We start from the raw sequence: 22,212 nt of genomic DNA on the forward strand, positions 1-22,212 counted from the left end.
TAGAAAGTTTTGAAAACTTTTTAAAAATTAAACATTTATATTTGTGAAAAAGCTGCTTTTAAATCTGCTTTTAAATCTTCTAAATCCTCTATACCAACAGATAAACGTATTAAATCTTGAGAAACACCTGCTCCTTCTTGTGCAACCTCATCTAATTGTTGGTGAGTAGTACTTGCAGGATGAATAATCAATGATTTAGTATCACCAATATTAGCTAGTAAAGAAAATACTTTTGTTTTATCTGCAATAGTTTTTGCAGCTTCATAACCTCCTTTATGACCAAATGTTACAATTCCACTTTGTCCCTTAGGCAAATACTTTTTTGCTAACTCATTGTATTTATTACTCTTTAAACCTGGATAATTTACCCAAGCAACTTCTTCTTGCTCCTCTAACCAAGTTGCAAGCGCTAATGCATTTTCTGAATGTTGTTTAATTCTAACTGGTAATGTTTCTAAACCTTGAATGATGTTAAATGCATTTGTAGGACTTAGTGCTCCTCCAAAATCACGTAATCCTTCTAAAATTAGTTTAAATGTATAAGATGCAGCCCCTAAAACTTCATGGTATTTTAAACCATGATAACCTGCTGAAGGTTCTGTAAATTCTGGGAATTTACCATTTGCCCAATTAAAAGTTCCTGCATCAATTATTGCGCCTCCTAAAGATGTTCCTTGACCACCAATATATTTTGTTAGTGAGTGAATTACAATATTGGCTCCGTGTTTAATTGGATTTAATAAAGCTGGTGTAGCAACAGTATTATCTACAATAAAAGGAACTTCTGCAACTTTAGAATGCTCAGCTATTGCCTCTAAATCTAATACATCTAACTTAGGATTTCCTAAAGATTCTACAAAAAAAGCTCTTGTATTGTCTTGTACAGCAGCTGCAAAATTATTTGGATTAGAAGCATCTACAAATGTTGTAGTAATGCCAAATCTAGGTAATGTCACGTTTAATAAATTAAAGGTTCCTCCGTACAAACTACTAGAGGCAACAATATGATCTCCTGCTTTTAATAGTGTTAATAAGCCTGTAGAAATTGCTGATGTTCCAGAAGCAAAAACAACTGCTCCTATTCCACCTTCTACAGCTGCCAAACGTTCTTGTAAAATTTGATTTGTTGGGTTGTTTAACCTCGTGTAAATAAAACCTAATTCTGCTAAAGAGAATAAGTTTGCTGCATGATCTGAATCATTAAAAACATAAGATGATGTTTGATAAATAGGAACTGCTCTTGCTCCTCCATTAGATTTTACATCATGACCTGCGTGCAACGCATTTGTTGCTAATTTGTGAGTACTCATTTTTCTATTTTTTTGAGTTAATAAATAATTAAAGTCAAAAGCATCAATTTTTTTGATGTGTTTACTAGAAAAATGTTATTAAGAAAATAGAAAGTTCAAGGAAATGAACATTCTTTTTTGTTATCTATCCAATCTCTTTTGTGAGATGCTGATATAAATTCAGCACTTTGGGTAGAATTTAGCACCTTCTTTATTTATAAAGGGTTGCTAAGGCTTCATAGGGTCTAATCCCTCCACCTTTCTTGATAACATTTCAATAAGTTAGTGAACTTTGTGAGTACAAATATTGCAACAGAAAAAGTTAACATCCAAATAAAAAGGACTAAATTTTTTAAAATGTATCATTTTCATAAAATTTTGAATCTTAAATTCTCGATTCTTTAAAAATGACCTTAATATCCTGTTAAAAATGATTTATTGATGATGTCATTGCAAATAATTATGGTACTAAATTGATTATATCTAAAATTATGATGTATTTTTGCATCATAATTAGAGGAAAAATTTGAACTGATTGCAACCTCATTAAAAAAATGCTAAAGCAGTAATTCTATACTCCTTTTAGCTTCCTGCAATCTTTATCGAATTTTTTAAATCAATAAAAAGAAGAGTATTATGTCATATTTATTTACCTCAGAAAGTGTTTCTGAAGGACATCCAGATAAAGTTGCAGATCAAATTTCAGATGCATTAATCGATAATTTTTTAGCTTTTGATAAATCTAGTAAAGTAGCTTGTGAAACTTTAGTTACGACAGGTCAAGTAATTTTAGCTGGTGAAGTAAAATCGAAAACTTATTTAGATGTACAACACATTGCAAGAGACGTTATCAATAAGATTGGTTATACAAAAAGTGAGTACATGTTTGATGGGAATTCATGTGGAGTTCTTTCTGCAATTCATGAGCAATCACCAGATATAAACCAAGGTGTAGATAGATCTAGTCCAGAAGAACAAGGGGCAGGAGATCAAGGTATGATGTTCGGTTACGCAACAGATGAAACTGAAAATTACATGCCTTTAGCTTTAGAATTATCTCATAGATTGCTAAAAGAATTGGCAGAAATTAGAAGAGAAAATTCAGACATTACTTATTTAAGACCAGATGCGAAAAGCCAAGTAACTATTGAGTATTCTGATGATAACATTCCACAAAGAATAGATGCAATTGTAATTTCTACACAACATGATGATTTTGATACGTCTGAAGAAGTTATGTTATCAAGAATTAAAAAGGATATTGTAGAGATTTTAATTCCTAGGGTTATTGCAAAATTACCTGAACACATTCAAAAATTATTTACTGATAGTATTACTTATCACATAAACCCAACAGGAATTTTTGTAATTGGTGGTCCTCATGGAGATACAGGTTTAACTGGTCGTAAAATTATAGTGGATACTTATGGAGGTAAAGGTGCTCACGGAGGAGGAGCTTTTTCTGGTAAAGACCCAAGTAAAGTAGATAGATCTGGAGCTTATGCTACAAGACATATTGCAAAAAACTTAGTAGCTGCAGGTCTATGTAAAGAAGTTTTAGTACAGGTTTCTTATGCTATTGGTATTGCAAAACCAACTAGTATTAATGTAGAGACTTATGGTACAGCAACTATTAATTTATCTGATGGAGAAATTAGTAAAAAAGTAGAAGAAATTTTTGATATGCGTCCTTATTTTATAGAACAACGTCTAAAATTAAGAACACCTATTTATTCTGATACTGCTGCTTATGGACATATGGGTAGAACTCCAGAAATTAAAACGGTTACTTTCTCAAATCCTATGGGAGAAATTGTTTCTGAAGAAGTAGAAACCTTTACCTGGGAGAAATTAGATTATGTGGACAAAATAAAAGAATCTTTTCAATTATAAAGAAAGAACTTTATAGTATTTAAGACGCTCTAATGTTAACATTAGAGCGTCTTTTTTTTGATAAAACCTTTGAGGCTCTTTAACATTTATTTAAGAGTTCTTCATGTAATGTTTACGTAAATTGGAAAACAATTCAAATTAAACATAATCATGACAAAAAAAGTATTCTCGCAATTGGTTTTAATTGCGCTTATTTTTGGTTTTTCTTCGGAGGCGAATGCACAATTCTGGAAAAAGAAAAAGAAAGAAGCACCAAAAAAAACAACTCCAAAACCAAGAGCTAAACCTAAAAAAGGAGCAATATTACCTTATGCTAAGGTAGTAACAAAAGAGATGAAAACAGACGAAGGTTTGTTTGATGTTCATTCAAAAGACAACACATTTTTATTCGAAATTCCAGATTCATTAATGGAAAGAGAAATGTTAATGGTAACTCGTATCGCTAAAACTGCGAGTGGTATCGGTTTTGGGGGAGGTAAAGCAAATACACAAGTATTACGTTGGCAAAGAAAGGATAAAAACATTTTGTTGAGAGTTGTATCTCATGATGTTGTTGCAGACACTATTTTACCTGTTCATGAAGCAGTTGTAAACTCTAACTTTGAACCTATATTATACACTTTTCCTATTAAAGCATTTAATAAAGATACCACTGGTGTAGTAATTGATGCAACTAATCTATTAACTGAAGATGTAAAACCATTAGGTTTTCCTCAATACTACAGAACCAGATATAGAGTTACACGTTTAGATAAATCTCGTTCTTATACTGAAAGAGTAAGTAGTTACCCGCAAAATATAGAATTAAGACATGTAAAAACATATTTTGCATCTAGCCCCCCTTCAAATGGAAGTGTTGGATCTATTTCTTTAGAAATGAGCAACTCAATGATCTTATTACCTAAAGTACCTATGAAACGAAGATACTTTGATGAAAGAGTAGGTTGGTTTGCAAGAGGCCAAACGGATTATGGTTTAGAAGACCAGAGAAGTAAAACTGTACAATATTTAGACAGATGGAGATTAGAGGTAAAAGATGAAGATATTGAGAAGTTTAAAAGAGGTGAATTAGTAGAACCTAAAAAACAGATTGTTTATTATGTAGATAGAGCTACACCAAAAGAATGGGTACCTTATATTAAGCAAGGTATCGAAGATTGGCAAGTTGCTTTTGAAGCTGCAGGTTTTAAAAATGCAATTATAGCAAAAGATCCTCCGAGTAAAGAAGAAGATCCAAATTGGAGCCCAGAAGATGTTCGTTATTCTGTTGTAAGGTATTTAGCATCTCCAATTCCAAACGCAAATGGTCCTCACGTAAGTGACCCAAGATCTGGAGAAATCTTAGAATCTGATATTAATTGGTATCATAATGTAATGACATTATTACACAACTGGTACTTTATACAAACTGCTGCTATTAACGAAGAAGCTAGAAGCAACAGTTTTAAAACAGAAATTATGGGACGTTTGGTACAGTTTGTATCTTCTCATGAAGTTGGTCATACCTTAGGTTTACCACACAACATGGGTAGTTCTGTAGCATATCCTGTAGATTCTTTACGTTCATCTTCTTTTACAGATAAATATAGTACAGCTCCTTCTATTATGGATTATGCACGTTTTAATTATGTTGCTCAACCAGAAGATAAGGGTGTTGCTTTAATGCCAAACATTGGTGTTTACGATGAATATGCAATTTCTTGGGGTTATAGACCAATTTTAGACACAGATGCCAAAGCTGAGAAGGAAACTTTAGATGCTTGGATTATGAAACATGCTGGAGACCCAATGTATCGTTTTGGTCATCAACAAGCAGGTGGTGTTGTAGATCCTAGTTCACAAACAGAAGATTTAGGAGACAATGCAATGAAAGCATCTATGTATGGTATTAAAAACTTAAAAAGAATTTTACCTAACTTAGAAAAATGGACTTCAGAAAAAGGACAAAATTACGATGAGTTATCTACAATGTATGGCCAATTATTAGGTCAGTTTAACAGATACATGGGTCATGTTTCTGCTAATATTGGTGGTGTTTATGAGTACTACAAAACATCAGATCAAGAAGGAGCTGTATATACACATGTTGACAAAGCAACTCAAAAAGAGGCTTTAAATTTTGTGATAGACAATCTTTTTGAAACTCCAACTTGGATGTTAGATGAAAACATTTTTAGTAAAATAGAATTCTCTGGAGCAGTTGAAAGAGTTCGTGGCTTACAAGCTAGAACATTAAACAATGTATTAGATGCTGGTAGAATGGCTAGAATGATTGAAAATGAAACTTTAAATGGTGCTAAAGCTTATACATTAGTGAATATGATGAGCGATTTACGAAGAGGTGTTTGGACAGAACTTTATAACGGAAAATCTATAGATACCTATAGAAGAAACTTACAAAGAGCTCATTTAGATCGTTTAAATTATTTATTAAATGAAGCTAAAAACCAAAGAGGTTTCAATAATGGATACTTAAAAAGAAGTGGAATTAACATTAATCAATCTGATTTAAAATCAGTTGCAAGAGGAGAGTTAAAAAGAATTCAAAGAGATTCTAGAGCTGCAGCTTCAAGAGGAAATACTTTAAGACGTTACCACTTACAAGATGTTGTTGATAGAATTGATATGATTTTAGATCCTAAATAATCTAAAATACTGATAAGAAAAAACCTCGCAATTGCGAGGTTTTTTTGTGTTATAACTATGGGTTTACTTCCATTTAATTCCACAACCCATACTCGGTTTTTGATTTTTGACAGATTCTTTACCTTCTAAAAGGTTACCTATAGCATTTCTAATATCTTTTCCACTTAAAGGCACTAAATTGCCTGGTCTTGAGTCATCTAATTGTCCATGATAAACTGCCTTTAAATCTTTATCAAAAACATAAAAATCTGGTGTGCAAGCAGCATTATAAGATTTTGCAACTTCTTGAGTTTCGTCAAATAAATAAGGAAAAGGATAATTTAAATTTTCTGCAACCTCTTTCATAAATTTAGGAGCATCTTGCGGATAATTCTCTATTTCATTAGAACTTATTGCAATAAAATTAATCCCTTTTTCTTGAAACTCATTTGCCATTTTTACCAATTCAGAATTCACGTGAATTACAAATGGACAATGATTACAAATAAACATAGTTACAGTTCCTATACCTCCTTTTAATTGATGTAAAGAATAATATTTTTCATCTACAGTATTTATTAAATTAAACTCTGGAGCTTCTTTTCCAATTTCAAATTCGTTAGATTCTGTTCGTGCCATTTGTATATTGTTTGTTTGTCAGTTCAAGTGGTTTCGATTTTTCATCGAAATTATATCGAGAACTTTTGATTTGTAAAAACTTATTCTCGATACTAATTTAAAAATTTTTCATTTTTAAATTCACTCGAATTGACAGTTTTTAATTTAATTATCCTTCTGCTAAAGCATTTGCACAAATATAGCCACCTGTCCAAGCATTCTGAAAATTAAATCCTCCTGTTACAGCATCAATATTTAAAACTTCACCAACAAAAAATAAATTTTTATGTTTTTTACTTTCAAAACGCTTAAAATTTATTTCTTTTAAATCTACTCCTCCTGCTGTTACAAATTCGTCTTTAAAAGTAGTTCTACCATTTGCATTATAAATACCTTTTGTAAGCTCAGTTGCTAATTTTTCTAATTGAGTATTTTTTAAATCTGCCCAATTCTGATTTTTAGTAATTCCAGAAAACAGCACAAAACGTTCCCATAATCTTTTTGAAATTTCAGTAAAGGGTGATTTTAAAATCACTGTTTTTCGAGGTTCTTTATTTTTTAGATTTAAAAGCACATTCAATACTTTATCAGTAGATCTAGACAGCCAATTTACCTCAACATTGTATTGGTAATTTTTATCCGCCAAAATTCTTGCACCAAAAGCTGATAATTTTAAAATGGCTGGCCCACTCATTCCCCAATGTGTAATTAACAAAGGTCCAGAAGCTTCTAACTTTGTACCAACAATAGTTACAGTTGCATTTGGTACAGATGTACCTAATAAATCTACTAATCTTTTATCATTAATATTAAAAGTAAATAAAGAAGGTACAGGATTTATTACTGTATGATCTAACGTTTTGCAAAGTTCCCATACTTTTTTAGAACTACCAGCAGCAATAACAACTTTATCTGCGATAAAACCTTGTTGTTTCGTGTTTATAACCCATTGTTTACCTTGTTGATAAACTGAATTCACACCATGGTTTGTCAACACTTTAATTTCTAACTTATCAACAGCTTTTTGAAAGCAATCTATAATAGCTTGACTAGTATTGGCTTTTGGAAAAACGCGATTATCATCTTCAATTTTTAAAGGCACACCTTTGTTTTCAAACCACTCAAAAGTATCACCAGTCATAAACTGATGAAAAGGACCCAACAACTCTTTTTTTCCTCTTGGATAAAACGCTATTAGTTCTTTGGGTGTAAAACAAGCGTGAGTAACATTGCATCTTCCTCCTCCAGAAATCTTAACTTTCTGTAAAACATCTTTTCCTTTTTCTAGAATCGTAATATCTAAGTTTGGATTATTTTCTTTCGCATTTATGGCTGTAAAATAGCCTGCTGCTCCACCTCCAATTATAATTACTTTGCTCATAGAATCATTTCTGAATAGGTAAGAATTGTTTCAAATCCTTTATTTTTAAAATAACTAGGTGTTTCTTTAGTTCCTGTTGCTAAAATAAAATCTCCACCCCAAGCCCCTAAACTTTTTATTGCACCAAAATAATTTGGAAACAACTTTTCTTTAACTGGCTGTAATTTTATTATCGAGCTTATAATTTGTTCGTGTTCTGTTATTAAATCATTGAAATTATCTAACGAAGTTACTTTGGTAAACTCTTCTGAAATTTCTGAAATTCTTTTAATTTCCTTGTTAAAGTCATTGTTACTTTCTCTAAACTTAGTAATACCTTCTTTAGAATCTTGCTTTTGATTTAGATATATAAAGTATAAGTTATCTTTAAAGATAGGATTGAACTCAACAGCAGCTACTTTTGGATTTTGGGCTTTAATTTGATAAAAAATAGGAGTATCATTTTGAGCACAAGCAATATCATAACCACTACCTTTAAATGAATTCCATAATAACTGAAAAGCATCTACTTTAGACCAACTTGCTATAGAATTTATTAAAGTTGATGAACTACCTAAACCCCAATTTCTAGGGAAATTCAATTCAGTTTTCACTACAAAACCATGTTCTTCCTTTAAAAAATCCGGATTTAATCTTTTTGCTTCAGTTAAAATGTCTAGTAAAGTCTCTGCTATAAACTCTGCACTTCCTTCTTTATCTGAATTAAATGTACATTTTATCAAACGCAATTTTGGTAAATCAAAAACTGCCTCAAACCAACATTCTCCTGTATTTGTAAAACTACCCCAAATTAATTGAGGTTCTTTAATTTTTTCAAGAACTAAATCTTGTCCAAACTTTGTGGGTAGAGCCAAAGATTTAGCACCATCTAAAACAAGGTATTCTCCTGTAAGCAACAATTTTCCATTAGAATAATAATTCATTACAATAAATCGAATTGTTTAAAATGATGTGTAAAATGTTTTACTTGGAATTTTTCCCAATATTCAAAATTTAATTCCCCAAAAAAGGGATGAACTACTATTCTATCTTTTTCTTTTTTAAACACAATTACAAATTGTTGTATTTGATCATGTAAATCATCTATAGCTTCTTTGATGGAATTGAATTTTAATTCAGCCGGTCCATCTGATAAATAAGCTGCTTTAAAGCCCATTTGCAATTCATTTTCTGAATCTAAGAATGGTTTTCTTCTTGCGCTTTTTTCATCAGTAACAAAAACGTCTATATTCCAATTACCGTTTGCAATTTGAGTTATTGCGCTTAAATGTTCAATCATTTGCTGAGCATTCATTTGCCCAAAAACAGGTTTAGAATCTTTGTTTAATTTAGATAATTTAGACTTTACATCATCAAAATTTAAAAAGTCAACCCAATTTACCTTTGGTTTTCTAAGTGTCTTTATTTTTTCTACAACTGCAGAGTGAGAAACTGTTCTTTTTTCAAAATACTTCTCCACAATTTGCTTTTCGTTTTCTGTAGCGTCAAAGTGATTCAATATGTTCTGCAAGTGCATTTTCATATGACCATGCTGAATACCTTTTGTGGTTAATGCTCTTAAAGCTGCAAAATTTTGCGCTAAACCAGCTGCTGCCATTATTTGCATTAAGTGTCTAGCAGATGGTTTTTGCAACATCTCTAAAGACAATTTAGCCATTGGATGTAATGCTGTTAAACCACCAACAGTTCCCAATGCTAAGGGTAAGTCTATCCAAAATTTAAAAATTCCATCATCAATTGAACAATGAGATAAACTTGAATAATAACCACTCCTAGAAGCATACGCATGTGCACCAGCTTCAACAGCTCTAAAATCGTTACCAGTTGCTAAAACAACCGCATCTACCCCATTCATTATTCCTTTATTATGAGTAACTGCTCTATAAGGTTCAATTTCTGCAATTTCAACTGCTTGCTTAAATTTTTCTGCAAATTTCTGAGGATCATCACCTCCTAAATCATCTATTTTACAGTTAACTTCTGCTCTTACCAGACATTCAGGAACGTAATTAGACAGAATACTCATTACAATCTCTATGTCTTCATTTTCAAATTGTCTAGCAATTGCTTCTAAACAAGAATTAATAAAGTTTGCACCCATGGAATCTTTAGTTTCAAAGGTGACATGTAATTGATAATAGTTAGCAAGTTTATCTCTTTTATCAACCAAAGTAATATCTAAAATACCTCCACCTCTTTTTTCCATATTTTTTGTAATGGAAGCTGTAGCTGCATAAAGTTCAGTTTTATTCTCATTAAAATAATTATGAAGTTCCTCTTTTTTACCTGCATACATAAAGTGCACCTGACCAATTTTAGTAGTACCTAAAACTTTTGTTTTAAAACCACCTCTTGTACTCCAAAACTTTGCAACTTTAGAAGCTGCAGCAACCACAGAGCTTTCTTCAATAACCATTGGTATTACATAAGTTCTATCATTAATTAAGAAATTTGGAGCTACACCAAAAGGCATATAAAAGTTAGAAATGGTATTTTCTATGAAATCATCATGCAATTTTTGAAGATTGCTGTTTACGTTCCAATATTGCTTAATTGTTGCAATAGTTTCAGATCGATTTTGAAAGTAATTTCCCGTTAACCAATCCATTTTTTCTTGTTTGGTTAGTTTAGAAAAACCAGATATAATTTTGCTCATTTATGCAGATATAAACTATGTACAACAAATATAAATTAATCTTAGATAACAATGTAGAATAATCAAGATTTCTGATTTTTTAGGATATTTTTTGCTGATTTTTCCGTAAACTTGGCAAACTTTTATCAAATACAAAGTCTGTAATGAAAAAATTAATCATTTTAGCAACCATAGCTTTATTAACAGGTTGTTCAAAAAATAATTCAGAAATATCAAAAACTACACCTAAAGGAACAAAAGAAATTACACTCGAAGAAATTTTGGATGGTACTTTTTCTGCAGAAAGAATGAATGCCCTTAATTCTATGAATGGCAATTTTTATTCTCTTTTAAACAGAGATGAAAATGGCAATACTTCTGTTGACAAATACAATTATAGTACATTAGAAAAAACTGAAACTATTGTTACCAGTGCTGATTTAAAAGAGTTAGATGGTTTTTCTTCTTACACGTTTAATGATGATGAAACCAAACTAATTTTAGGTACGCAATTCAAAAAAATGTTTAGACGCTCTTTTAGTGGTACATTTTATGCGTATGATGTAGCTTCTAAAAAACTAACTTTAATTGGCAAAGATATCCAAGAGCCTTTGTTTTCTCCTGACAATAAGAAAGTAGCTTACGCAAAAGGAAACAACATTTTTATAAAAGATTTTTCTAGAAATGCATTAATTCAAGTTACTAAAGATGGTAAAAAAAATAGTATTATTAATGGAATTACTGATTGGGTTTATGAAGAAGAATTTGGTTTTGTAAGAGCTTTTGAGTGGAGTAAAAATAGTAAATATTTAGCTTTTTTAAGGTTTGATGAATCTGATGTACCTACTTTTTCTATGGATATAGTTGGTAAAGAACTGTATCCAGATCAGCAAGTATTTAAATATCCAAAAGCAGGAGAAAAGAATGCAGATGTTACCTTACATATGTATACGTTAGCAAATAGAACTACCAAAAAAATTAATTTAGGAAATTACGAATATATTCCAAGAATTAAATGGTCTAATAAGGATGCTGTTTTAATAGCTACTACTCTTAATCGTTATCAAAATAACTTAAAACTTCAAAAAGTTAATGCATTAAGAAATTCATCTACAGTATTATTAAACGAAACTGATAAAGCATACATAGATATTACAGATAATTTAACTTTCTTAACAGATAATTCTTTTATTTGGACAAGTGAAAGAGACGGTTTTAATCATATCTATCATTATGATTTTAATGGAAACTTAATCAATCAGATTACAAATGGAGATTGGGAAGTAACCAATTACTATGGTTTTAATCCAACCAAAAAAACTATTTATTATCAATCTGTAGAAAACGGTTCTACAAACAGAGGTGTTTATTCTATTGGTTTAAATGGGCAAAACAAAAAATTGTTAAGTAACAAAGATGGGCAAAACGCAGCTGCATTTAGCACCAACCTTAATTACTTTATCAATACATTTTCAACTTCAGAAATTCCACCAATTTATAGTTTATATTCTGCAGAAGGAGAAATGCTAAAAGTGGTAAAAGACAATGCCGAGTTGAAAGAGCAATTAGTAGATTATAAAATGAGTCCTAAAGAATTTTCTATCTTAAATATTAATGGTAATGATTTAAATATGTGGATGATTAAACCCGTAGATTTTGATGAAAACAAAGCCTACCCAATGTTAATGTTTCAATACTCAGGTCCAGGTTCTCAACAAGTGGCTAATAAATGGAATGGAACAAATGATTACTGGCACAATATGCTTGCGCAAAAAGGGATGATTGTTGTTTGTATAGATGGTAGAGGAACAGGTTTAAAAGGCGCTGAATTTAAAAAGGTAACTCAAAAAGAATTGGGTAAATTCGAAGTAGAAGATCAAATAGCAGCAGCTAAAAAATTAGCTGAGCGTTCTTATATCGATAAAAAGAATATTGGCATTTGGGGATGGTCTTTTGGAGGCTTTATGAGTACAAACGCCTTATTAAAAGGTAGTGATATTTTTTCTACTGCAATTGCTGTAGCTCCAGTTACTTCTTGGCGTTTTTACGACACTGTTTATACTGAACGTTACATGCAAACACCTCAAGAAAATGCTAGTGGTTATGATGAAAACTCGCCTATTAATTACGCAGATAAATTAGATGGTAACTACTTATTAGTTCATGGTACAGGAGATGATAATGTTCATGTACAAAACTCAATGAGAATGATAAATGCATTAATTGAAGCCAATAAGCAATTTGATATGTTTATAGTTCCAGATAGAACTCATGGTATTTATAAAGGCGCAAACACAAGATTGAATTTATACACAAAAATGACCAATTTTGTGGAAGAACATTTAATAGAAAAGTCAAACACAACAACTGAAATAAAAGGATAATTATGTTAGATAAAGGAGTTAGTACAGCTACAGAAGAACCACAAATGTTTGGGCATCCAAAAGGATTGTTCTATTTATTCTTTGCAGAATTATGGGAGCGTTTTAGTTTCTATGGAATGAGAGCGTTATTAACGCTTTACATGGTAAATGAAATTTTTAAAGCAATAGCAGAAAGAGATACAGCTACAGCAATTGTATATGCCTCTTATGGTTCTTTAGTATATGCATCAACTGTTATTGGAGGTCAAATTTCTGATAAAATTTTAGGGATGCGTTCTTCCATTTTTCTTGGGGGTATACTTATGGCTTTAGGACATTTTGTTTTAGCTATTGAAAACGATACTGCTTTCTTTTTAGCACTAGCATTAATTGTAGTTGGTAATGGTTTCTTTAAGCCAAATATATCCACCTTTGTAGGTGCTCTTTATAAAGAAGGAGATGTAAGAAAAGATTCTGGCTTCACCATATTTTATATGGGTATTAATATAGGAGGTTTTGTTGCTCCATTGCTATGTGGATGGTTAGCATTAGAATATGGTTATCACTATGGTTTTGGTCTAGCTGGTATAGGAATGATGGCTGGATTAATTTTCTTCTGGAGTGGAATAAAAAAGAATGTTTTTGGCGACAAAGGAATGCCACCAAGCCAAGAAATCTATGAGAAAAAAATAGTCGGAGTTCCTCAGAAAACATTAATTCCAATTATTGCATTTTTATTTGTACCAGTCATTGCCTATTTGTTAGCTTCTTGGCAACAAAATTATGTAAGTGGAATATTTAAATTTATTGGTTTTGCAGTATTAGCGTATTTAGTTTACATCATGGTTAAATTAGATTCTGATGCTCGTAAAAAACTAATTATGGCTGTATTAATTACATTTTTTATGACACTTTTCTGGGGTTTCCATGAATTATCTGGGAGTGTAATTACGCTTTTTGCATCTAGAAATGTAGATTTAGCAGGTATTATGAGTGCAGCACAAACCAATGCGTTAAACTCAATGTTTATTATTGTCTTAGCAATACCTATTTCTTTATTATGGGGTTATTTAGCAAAAAAAAGATTAAACCCAAGAACACCTTATAAATTTGGATTAGGATTACTATTTGCAGGTTTATGTTTTTATATCTTATCAATTTCTGGTGCAAGTGCAGATGAAAATGGTTTAGTACCCTTTGTATATCTTTTAATTATGTACTTTATTTTATCTATTGGAGAGCTATTTATGTCTCCTGTTGGGTTATCAAAAATTACAGATTTATCACCTAAAAATATTGTTGCATTTATGATGGGAGTTTGGTTCTTATCATCAGCATTTGCTTTTCAAATTGTAGGATTCATTGGTGAGCAATTGGCCATTGAAAGTACAGACAAAAATGTAGGTGGTTTAGAAACCTTAACAATCTATACAGATGGTTTTCACTTAATTGCTATGTATGCATTAGGTGCAGGTGTAATTGTACTATTATTTTCCCCTTTAATGAAAAAATTATTGGGTAATGTCCATTAACAAAAAATAGCAAGCCTACTATTTCTAGGCTTGCTATTAAATATCGGTTTTTCTGCTATTTTTTTTAAACAATAATTTATAAAATGCGAATTATACAAAAAATTCTTTTTTACTTTTTAATACTTTTATCGCTTAGCACTAATGCTCAAGAAGAGGTTAATTGGTTGTCTTTTGAGAAGGCTATCGAATTAAATAAAGAAAATCCAAAACCTATACTAATAGATGTGTATACAGATTGGTGTGGGTATTGCAAAAAAATGGATAAAGAAACCTATGCTAATTCAACAATTGCAGGCTACATTAATAAATATTTCTATGCCATTAAATTAAATGGTGAAGGTAAAGAAGATATTAGCTATAAAGGTCATACCTTTAAATACAGAAAACAAGGTAAAAGTGGGTTTCATGAATTATCAGCAGCTTTACTAGAAGGTCAATTGTCATATCCTTCAACGATTTTCATGACAGAGAAAGAACAGATGTTGCAAAAAATTCCTGGCTATTTATCTTTAGAAAGGTTTGAGAAAATTTTAGCTTATTTTAATACAGGAGTCTATAAAGATCAAGAATGGGCAGACTTCGAAAAAAATTTTAAAAGCAACTTAAACCCTTAATCTCCTAAAACAAAAGCTCCTTTATTTGCGGTGCTATGAAACGGGATGTTTAAGCTTTAGCAATAGATTGCCAATCATTAACATAACTTTTGTAATTAGATCCATCTGCAATTATTTGCTTTGGCGCTAACTTTTTTATAAGACGCTCTAGATTAATTTTAGGTGACTGTTTTAGAAGTATTATTTGATTTTTAAAATTGCTGAGATTATAAACCCCTAAAGAATCTACCACCAAAACTTTTTGATTTCTAAAAGCAAAAACATTAGGGATGTTTTTTACAGCATTTAATTTCAGATTTTGGTTCACTTTATAAGATACAATTGCATTTTCTTTGCTTATTGACGTTGAATCTAAATCATGATTTATTTTAAAATTTGCACCATTTCTTTGACCAATAATTGTATTTCTTGATTTATGAAACACAATAAATTCGTTTTTATTCTCCTTTTGATGTTCTTTCAACATAACCAAACCTTGTAGCAAAATAATAGATAACAGTGCATAAGTTAATATCCTTGGCTTTCGATTTAATAAAAATAAAACAGAAAAAACAATTGACAAATAAACAACAAGCATGAATTCTAGTGAAAGTGAAATTTCTGTAAATAAAAAATCTTCTTGCTTAGAAATCCAACTCACAAAATTATTCATTAAAGAAATAATTTCACCAAAGAATTCTGCCAAATATTGAGGTAAACTATTAAATAGAGCTAGTGTTATAATTAAAATTCCACCTATTAAAATCAAACCTAAAACTGGTACAATAATTAAGTTTGATAAAATAAAAAGGCTTGGGAATTGATGAAAGTAGTACAGACTTAAAGGTAATACACCAATTTGAGCAGCTAAAGAAACAGTGGTTAATTGCCACATCTTATCTATTAATTTAATCTTTGGCTGCCATATTTTATAAATTTTAGACTGCAACACTATAATACTAAACACAGCCAAATAACTTAACTGAAATCCTACATCAAATAAAAATAGAGGATTAAAAATAAGCAACAAAAACTAAGAAGAAATTAAAGAAAATAAAATGGTATTATTCCGATTAAAAAATAACCCTATTGTAATAAATGTAAACATGGTTACCGCTCTAACAACGCTCGCAGATAATCCAGCTATAAAAGCAAATACCTAAAGAAAAATTACAATTAAAATTGTTTTTAAAACTTTACCATTCTTAATCTGCTCTAAAGGTTTTAACAAAAAAGAAAGAATTAACAAGATAATAACTACATGTAAACCAGATACTGCCAAAATATGAATAGCTCCAGCATTGGCATAGTCTTCTAATAATTGCTTTGATATTTGAGCTCTTTTCCCAAGTAATAAAGCATTAATTACAGCCAACTCATCTGGTGTAAATTTATAATTCTCAAGAGAATATTGTACCTCATTCCTAAATAAATTTGCATACCCTAACCAAGAACTTTTTGCAGAATGTATATTCTTATATTCTTTATTCTTTAAAAATATTTGCTGTTGTATTCCCTGCTTTTCTAAATATGATTTATAATTAAATTGATAAGGATTTAAGGGTGGGTTTATAGTTTGAAAATTAGAATTTACGATCAATACATCATCAACAAAAAAAGTGGATAGCGTATCTTTTTTAGCACTATTTACCAGCACTTTTCCTCTTGTAAAGACTGTTCCTAATTGTATAACCTCTGCTTCATACTTTTTATTATATTGGCTTTCTTTTAAGACTTTACGTACCTTTAAAACAGCTAAAGAGTTGTTTTTTAGATAATTTTCGTAATAATTGATATGATTACGATCATTATGCAAAACAACTAAAGCAATTCCGAAACAAAAGAAAATTAAAAAACTAACAAGTGTCCTAAGGATTTTTTTGTTAATTAAAAGTACAACTAGAAGTAATAAAAAAACGAGAATAATAAAAGGAATAGAAAACGTCCAGATTTTAAAATAAAACTGACAAAGAATTCCTAAAATTAATAACAAAGCGAAGTGCAGAGGTAAATAAGCAAGTACCTTTTTCATAGCAATTTAAAGGTACTACTTTTTTAACAAAAAGAACTTTAGCTAAAATACTATTAATTAAACCTTAACTATTCGTTCTTTTTTGCATTGGAAACAATTATTTTGGCAGTCTTAGTTGAGGCTCCCTTACCTCCTAATTTCTTCTCTAAATCAAAATAATCTAAGAACATTTTTTTTCGATGACTCTCGTCTAAAACCTTAGTAAGTTCTTGCTTTAAATTAGATTTCGTTAAATCATTCTGAATTAATTCTTTTACAACCTCTCTATCCATTATTAAATTAACGAGAGAAATGTATTTTAAAGTAATAATTCTTTTTGCTATTTGATAAGAAATAAAACCACCTTTATAACAAACCACTTGTGGCACTTTAAACAAGGCAGTTTCTAAAGTTGCTGTACCTGAAGCTACAAGTGCTGCATAGGAAACACTAAGTAGATCATAAGTTTTGTTATCTATAAAACTAACTTCCCTATTTCCAATAATGTTTTTATAAAATGAAAAATCTAGACTTGGTGCACCTGCAATTACAAAAGTATACGCTTTAAAATCATCAACTAAAGAAAGCATTACGTTTAGTTTCTTTGTAATTTCTTGCTTTCTACTTCCTGGTAAAAGTGCTATAATTGGCTTATCGCCCAAATTATACTCTTTTCTAAATTCAAATTCACTTACCTGTTCTCTTCCAGCAATGGCATCTATTAATGGATGACCAACAAATGTTGCCTCATAGTCAAACTTTCTATAAAACTCTTTTTCAAAAGGGAGTATCACAAATAACTGATCTACATCTCTTTTTATTCCTTTAACCCTAGTTGCTCTACTTGCCCAGACTTGAGGAGATATATAATAATTTGTTTTGAATCCTTGTTTTTTTGCCCATTTCGCAATTCTTAAATTAAAACCAGAGTTGTCTATAAAAATTAAAACGTCGGGTTGAAATTTTTCAATATCTTTTTTACAAAAACCAATAAAAACAAGAAGTTTGTTTAGGTTTTTTAAAACTTCGAAGAACCCCATAAAAGCGCGTTCTTTGAAATGGCTTACCAAATAACCTCCAACTTTTTGCATTAAATCTCCTCCCCAGAAACGAATATCTGCATCACTATCTTCTTTATATATAGCTTTCATTAAATTAGAACCATGTAAGTCACCTGAAGCTTCACCAGCAATAATATAGTATTTCATTAAATGATTTTTAAGATTAATGTTGTTAAGGCTATTAAAACAATAGCTAATAAAACTCCCTTTGCTCTTTGGTCTTGATTTTTCTTAATAAAAATAAAGAAAACGAATAAGTTTGGTATTGCTGCTATAGTCAACACTCTTCCATATAAATTTCCTTCTGCGATAATTTGTAATGTTTCTGAAAAACTGAATTTAGAAAAATACTCGACGTATAAAAAAAAACCGCCTGCAGTTGCAAATAAAGCAACTAAAACACCAATAAATATTTCTTTTTTTACAGTTCCCAAGCGTTTAATTTTTGAATCATATGATGTGCAGTTAAATCAAATTGAACAGGTACAATAGAAATATATCCATTTTCTAAAGCATAAATATCGGTGTCTTGTCCTTTATCTTTATTTACAAATTCTCCTGAAAGCCAATAATATTCTTTTCCGAAGGGACTTTTTCTTTTATCAAAATCTTCTTTCCAAACTCCAATAGCTTGCCTACAAATTTTAGTCCCTTTTATATCTTCTCTCTTTTCATTGGGAATGTTAACATTTAAAACAATACCCTCAGGTAATCCATTTAATAGTGTATTTAACGTTATGTTTTTTATAAAATCTTCTGCTGGTTTAAAGTCTGCATGCCATTTAAAATCCGATAACGAAAAACCAATAGCTGGTATTCCTTCAATTCCAGCCTCAATAGCTGCGCTCATGGTACCAGAATAAATTACACTTATAGATGAATTTGCTCCGTGATTAATACCAGAAACACATAGGTCTGGTTTTTTATTTAAAATTTCGCTGATTGCCATTTTAACACAGTCTGCAGGTGTTCCAGAACACGTATATTCTAATTGCGGTCCGTCATCAATAGTAATAGGGTTACAGGTTAATACATTATCTACAGTAATTGCATGCCCCATTCCACTTTGTGGGCTATCAGGAGCGACTACAACAACGTCTCCAATTGTATTCATAATTTTAATTAATGCTCGTATTCCAGGCGCAGTAATTCCGTCGTCATTGGTAACTAAAATTAATGGTTTCTCTTGCATACTAAACGTTTTAAATACAAATGTAATTTATTTTATGGTATTTTCTTTTTAACATTTTGTAAAGAATAAAAAAGCAGTAAAATTGGTAACATTGTAGAGAATTAAGCCAATAGTTTTACAATACTATAGAAAGGCTAAAAAATTATCATTATTTTAGTGGTTTAACTCTAGTTTTTTAAAATATAAAATAACTCCAGAAGATTTATGAAGACGCATTTTAAGATTATTACTTTATCATTTACTTTTTTACTTTGTTTTAAAAGTTTTTCATGGAATACATCAAAAATAGATTCAAATAATGATCCTGAAAAAGATAAAGTACTCGTTTATGTTTTAAAGAATATTTTAACACGTGGACACTTTGTAGTGAAAGACATGAATGATGATTTTTCGGAATTTGTATATCAAAATTTTATAGACGGCTTAGATGGTAGTAAGCGTTATTTTACTCAAAAAGATATTAAGGAATTTTCGCAATATAAATATCAGATTGATAACCAATTATTACAAGATGATTTAACATTTTATAATTTAGTATATGGCCGCTTTTTAGAAAAAATTAAAAATGCCAAATCATATTATGGAGAATTACTAGCACAACCATTTAATTTTAAGAAAAAGGAAACCATAGACTTAGATTACAAAAATGTACCTTTTGCAAAAAACAATAATGAATTGATAGATTATTGGAGAAAGCAACTAAAACTACAAACGTTAAGTAGAATTCAGGAACAAACTGCTATTCAAAAAAATAAGTTAGAGAAAGATAAAAATTTTCCTGAAAAGGCTTTTAAAACTTTAGAGAAAGAAGCTAGAGCAGAAGTGCTTAAAAACATGGAAGAACTCTATATTAGAATAGAGGAATTAGAACATGACGATTGGTTTTCTACTTTCTTAAATGCAGTTGTAGGTGCTTTTGATCCTCATACAACTTATATGGATCCAAATATTAAAGAACGTTTTGATCAGAATATTTCTGGTAAAGTAGAAGGTATTGGAGCTCGTTTACAGAAAAAAGGTATTTATACTCACGTTTCTGAATTAGTGGCTGGTGGCCCAGCTTCTAAACAAGGTGAATTAGAACCTGGAGATATTATTTTAAAAGTGGCACAAGGAGAGGAAGAACCTTTAGATATTGTTGGTATGCGTTTAGATGATGCCATAAAATTTATAAAAGGTAAAAAAGGAACTGAAGTACAATTAACAGTTAAGAAAAAAATTGATGGCTCTATTAAAATAATCTCAATAATTAGAGATGTAGTACAATTAGACGAAACCTTTGTAAAATCTAGCATTGTAGAGAAAAATGGAAAAAAATATGCCATTATAGATTTGCCAAGTTTCTACATTGACTTTTCTGATGACAATTATAGAGACTCTGCAAAAGATATGGAAAAGGAAATTGAGCGTTTAAAAGCTGAAGGTGTAGCTGGCTTAATTGTAGATCTTAGAAATAATGGTGGTGGTTCTTTAAAAACAGCGATAGAAATTTCTGGTTTATTTATAGATAAAGGACCAATTGTACAAGTAAAATATAGAGGAGAAAATCCTATTATAAAAGAAGACATAGATCCAACTATTCAATGGGATGGAGCTGTAGTAGTCTTAGTAAATGAATTTTCTGCATCTGCTTCAGAAATTTTTGCAGCGGCAATGCAAGACTATAAAAGAGGTATCATCTTAGGAGGTAACCAAACTTATGGAAAAGGTACTGTACAAAATATTCTACCCATCAATCAATTTTACCCTAAATATGAAAAAGATTTAGGTTACTTAAAAATGACTATTCAAAAATTCTACAGAGTTAATGGTGGTTCTACACAAAAAGAAGGTGTGTATTCAGATATTGCCATGCCAAGTAGATTAAGTTATATGAAATATGGAGAGCGCGATTTAGATGGTGCTTTAAACTGGGATAAAGTTCCACAAGCAAAATACACACAGACAAATACCTATGCTAATTTTAATGATGTGATTTACAATAGTAAACAAAGAATTGCGAATAGCGAGAACTTTAAAATGGTAAATAAGTATGCTAAATGGTTAAAAGAAAATCAAGAAGACACCTCTTTTTCTCTAAACTACAAAGAGTTTTTTACTGAAAATGAATTAAAAGAAAAAGAAGCCGATCAGTTTAAATCTGTTTTTGATTACAAATCAGACTTAACATTTACTTCTCCAAAATACGAAAAGGAGCTTTTTAAAAATAATAAAGATCTAGCTGATAAAAGAGTTGCTTGGCACAAAAATTTATCTAAAGACATGTACATTTCTGAAGCTTTAAATGTGTTAAACGAATTAAAACTTCAAAAAAAATCAGAAAGCATTAAAAATTAGTGCTTTTATTTAAAAACAACTATACTTTCTGATAAAAAATATTTTCGTCAGCTATTTTTAATAAAAACGATGAGTTACAAAGTTGGGTTTGCAACAAAGTGGTCAGATTTTGATCCTAATAGACATATGCGCCATACTGCATATAACGAATATGCTGCAGAGGTAAGAGTTCGATATTTTTCTAATCAAGAATTTTCTATTGAAAAATTTAACGAACATGATATTGGACCAATCCTCTTTGAAGAACATACCTCATTTAGAAAAGAAATTCATTTAGGGGAAAATATTTCTGTAAACATGAAAGTTTCTGGGCTTTCAAAAAATAACGAACGCTGGAAAATAACCCATGAAGTTTTTAACGAGAACGGAAAACTTTCTGCAATTATAAAGGTGTATGGCGCTTGGATAGATCTAAAAAAAAGGAAGCTAACTGTACCTCCTAAAGAAGCACAAAAATTATTTTTAAATGCAGTTAAAACTGATGACTTTGAAGAAATTAAATTAAAAGAATAAATACTATAAATAAAAAAGCTTCTCAGATGAGAAGCTTTTTTTTAAGTACAGGCGGAGAGACTCGAACTCTCACACCTCGCGGCACTAGATCCTAAGTCTAGCGTGTCTACCAATTCCACCACGCCTGCATTTTGGACTGCAAATATAAACAATAAGCAGAAACTACAAA

15 protein-coding genes, 1 tRNA gene, 2 pseudogenes and 1 riboswitch are annotated in these 22,212 nt (G+C 30.5%); of the genes and pseudogenes, 7 read left to right on the top strand and 11 right to left on the bottom strand.

Going from position 1 to position 22,212, the window contains the following annotated elements:
* Positions 1 to 35: 35 nt before the first annotated feature.
* On the bottom strand, positions 36 to 1,310 hold the full coding sequence (locus Q0L44_RS01590; RefSeq protein WP_296634343.1) for an O-acetylhomoserine aminocarboxypropyltransferase/cysteine synthase family protein: 1,275 nt from the start codon (positions 1,308 to 1,310) through the stop codon (positions 36 to 38).
* Positions 1,311 to 1,427: 117 nt separating this feature from the next.
* Positions 1,428 to 1,562, bottom strand: a riboswitch (SAM riboswitch).
* A gap of 363 nt (positions 1,563 to 1,925) precedes the next feature.
* On the opposite strand from Q0L44_RS01590, the gene metK reads away from it, so the two are divergent.
* On the top strand, positions 1,926 to 3,182 hold the full coding sequence (gene metK, locus Q0L44_RS01595; protein WP_296634344.1) for a methionine adenosyltransferase: 1,257 nt from the start codon (positions 1,926 to 1,928) through the stop codon (positions 3,180 to 3,182).
* Between the two features lie 150 nt (positions 3,183 to 3,332).
* Positions 3,333 to 5,828, top strand: coding sequence for a zinc-dependent metalloprotease (locus tag Q0L44_RS01600; protein WP_296634347.1), 2,496 nt, complete (start codon positions 3,333 to 3,335; stop codon positions 5,826 to 5,828).
* 63 nt (positions 5,829 to 5,891) lie between these two features.
* On the opposite strand, the gene Q0L44_RS01605 is transcribed toward Q0L44_RS01600, so the two are convergent.
* The 5 genes and pseudogenes from Q0L44_RS01605 to Q0L44_RS01620 all read right to left on the bottom strand — a co-directional run.
* The gene (locus Q0L44_RS01605) at positions 5,892 to 6,446 is read right to left on the bottom strand and encodes a thioredoxin family protein (protein WP_296634350.1); all 555 of its coding nucleotides are present in this window, start codon (positions 6,444 to 6,446) and stop codon (positions 5,892 to 5,894) included.
* A gap of 148 nt (positions 6,447 to 6,594) precedes the next feature.
* Positions 6,595 to 7,806: an NAD(P)/FAD-dependent oxidoreductase gene (locus Q0L44_RS01610; protein ID WP_296634354.1), complete on the bottom strand. Its 1,212-nt coding sequence runs from the start codon at positions 7,804 to 7,806 to the stop codon at positions 6,595 to 6,597.
* Entirely contained in the window at positions 7,803 to 8,729 is a 927-nt protein-coding gene (locus tag Q0L44_RS01615) for a GYDIA family GHMP kinase (RefSeq protein WP_296634357.1), read from the bottom strand. Before Q0L44_RS01615 ends, Q0L44_RS01610 begins: the two co-directional genes overlap by 4 nt.
* A complete protein-coding gene (locus Q0L44_RS11495; protein ID WP_366084982.1) occupies positions 8,729 to 9,100 on the bottom strand; it encodes a DUF1569 domain-containing protein in 372 nt (123 codons plus the stop codon). The genes Q0L44_RS01615 and Q0L44_RS11495 overlap by 1 nt, the downstream gene beginning before the upstream one ends.
* 93 nt (positions 9,101 to 9,193) lie before the next feature.
* Positions 9,194 to 10,462 (bottom strand): annotated as a pseudogene (locus Q0L44_RS01620) (hydroxymethylglutaryl-CoA reductase, degradative); the annotation flags it as partial.
* 143 nt (positions 10,463 to 10,605) lie between these two features.
* On the opposite strand from Q0L44_RS01620, the gene Q0L44_RS01625 reads away from it, so the two are divergent.
* The 3 genes from Q0L44_RS01625 to Q0L44_RS01635 all read left to right on the top strand — a co-directional run bounded on the left by Q0L44_RS01625 (position 10,606) and on the right by Q0L44_RS01635 (position 14,950).
* On the top strand, positions 10,606 to 12,825 hold the full coding sequence (locus tag Q0L44_RS01625; protein ID WP_296634360.1) for a S9 family peptidase: 2,220 nt from the start codon (positions 10,606 to 10,608) through the stop codon (positions 12,823 to 12,825).
* A 2-nt stretch (positions 12,826 to 12,827) separates the two neighbouring features.
* Positions 12,828 to 14,336, top strand: a complete 1,509-nt coding sequence (locus Q0L44_RS01630; RefSeq protein ID WP_296634362.1) for an oligopeptide:H+ symporter — start codon at positions 12,828 to 12,830, stop codon at positions 14,334 to 14,336.
* Between the two features lie 83 nt (positions 14,337 to 14,419).
* Positions 14,420 to 14,950 carry a DUF255 domain-containing protein gene (locus Q0L44_RS01635; protein WP_296634364.1) on the top strand — a complete coding sequence of 177 codons (531 nt, stop codon included), beginning with the start codon at positions 14,420 to 14,422 and terminating at the stop codon, positions 14,948 to 14,950.
* Positions 14,951 to 14,999: 49 nt separating this feature from the next.
* On the opposite strand, the pseudogene Q0L44_RS01640 reads toward Q0L44_RS01635, so the two are convergent.
* The 4 genes and pseudogenes from Q0L44_RS01640 to surE all read right to left on the bottom strand — a co-directional run bounded on the left by Q0L44_RS01640 (position 15,000) and on the right by surE (position 19,193).
* A pseudogene (locus tag Q0L44_RS01640) lies at positions 15,000 to 16,961 on the bottom strand (ComEC/Rec2 family competence protein).
* 68 nt (positions 16,962 to 17,029) lie between these two features.
* A complete protein-coding gene (lpxB, locus tag Q0L44_RS01645) occupies positions 17,030 to 18,148 on the bottom strand; it encodes a lipid-A-disaccharide synthase (protein ID WP_296634367.1) in 1,119 nt (372 codons plus the stop codon).
* Complete coding sequence (locus Q0L44_RS01650) at positions 18,148 to 18,435, bottom strand: hypothetical protein (protein ID WP_296634369.1); 288 nt, start codon at positions 18,433 to 18,435, stop codon at positions 18,148 to 18,150. Before Q0L44_RS01650 ends, lpxB begins: the two co-directional genes overlap by 1 nt.
* Positions 18,423 to 19,193: a 5'/3'-nucleotidase SurE gene (gene surE / locus Q0L44_RS01655; protein ID WP_296634373.1), complete on the bottom strand. Its 771-nt coding sequence runs from the start codon at positions 19,191 to 19,193 to the stop codon at positions 18,423 to 18,425. The genes Q0L44_RS01650 and surE overlap by 13 nt, the downstream gene beginning before the upstream one ends.
* A gap of 204 nt (positions 19,194 to 19,397) precedes the next feature.
* On the opposite strand from surE, the gene Q0L44_RS01660 reads away from it, so the two are divergent.
* Both Q0L44_RS01660 and Q0L44_RS01665 read left to right on the top strand, forming a co-directional pair.
* Complete coding sequence (locus tag Q0L44_RS01660) at positions 19,398 to 21,530, top strand: carboxy terminal-processing peptidase (RefSeq protein WP_296634376.1); 2,133 nt, start codon at positions 19,398 to 19,400, stop codon at positions 21,528 to 21,530.
* 69 nt (positions 21,531 to 21,599) lie between these two features.
* On the top strand, positions 21,600 to 22,043 hold the full coding sequence (locus Q0L44_RS01665) for a thioesterase family protein (RefSeq protein ID WP_296634378.1): 444 nt from the start codon (positions 21,600 to 21,602) through the stop codon (positions 22,041 to 22,043).
* Positions 22,044 to 22,089: 46 nt separating this feature from the next.
* Here Q0L44_RS01665 and Q0L44_RS01670 read toward each other — a convergent pair.
* Positions 22,090 to 22,171, bottom strand: a tRNA-Leu gene (locus Q0L44_RS01670).
* Between the last annotated feature and the right edge of the window lie 41 nt (positions 22,172 to 22,212).

The organism is Polaribacter sp., assembly GCF_024639685.1.
In the GTDB taxonomy this organism is placed as follows: Bacteria; Bacteroidota; Bacteroidia; order Flavobacteriales; family Flavobacteriaceae; genus Polaribacter.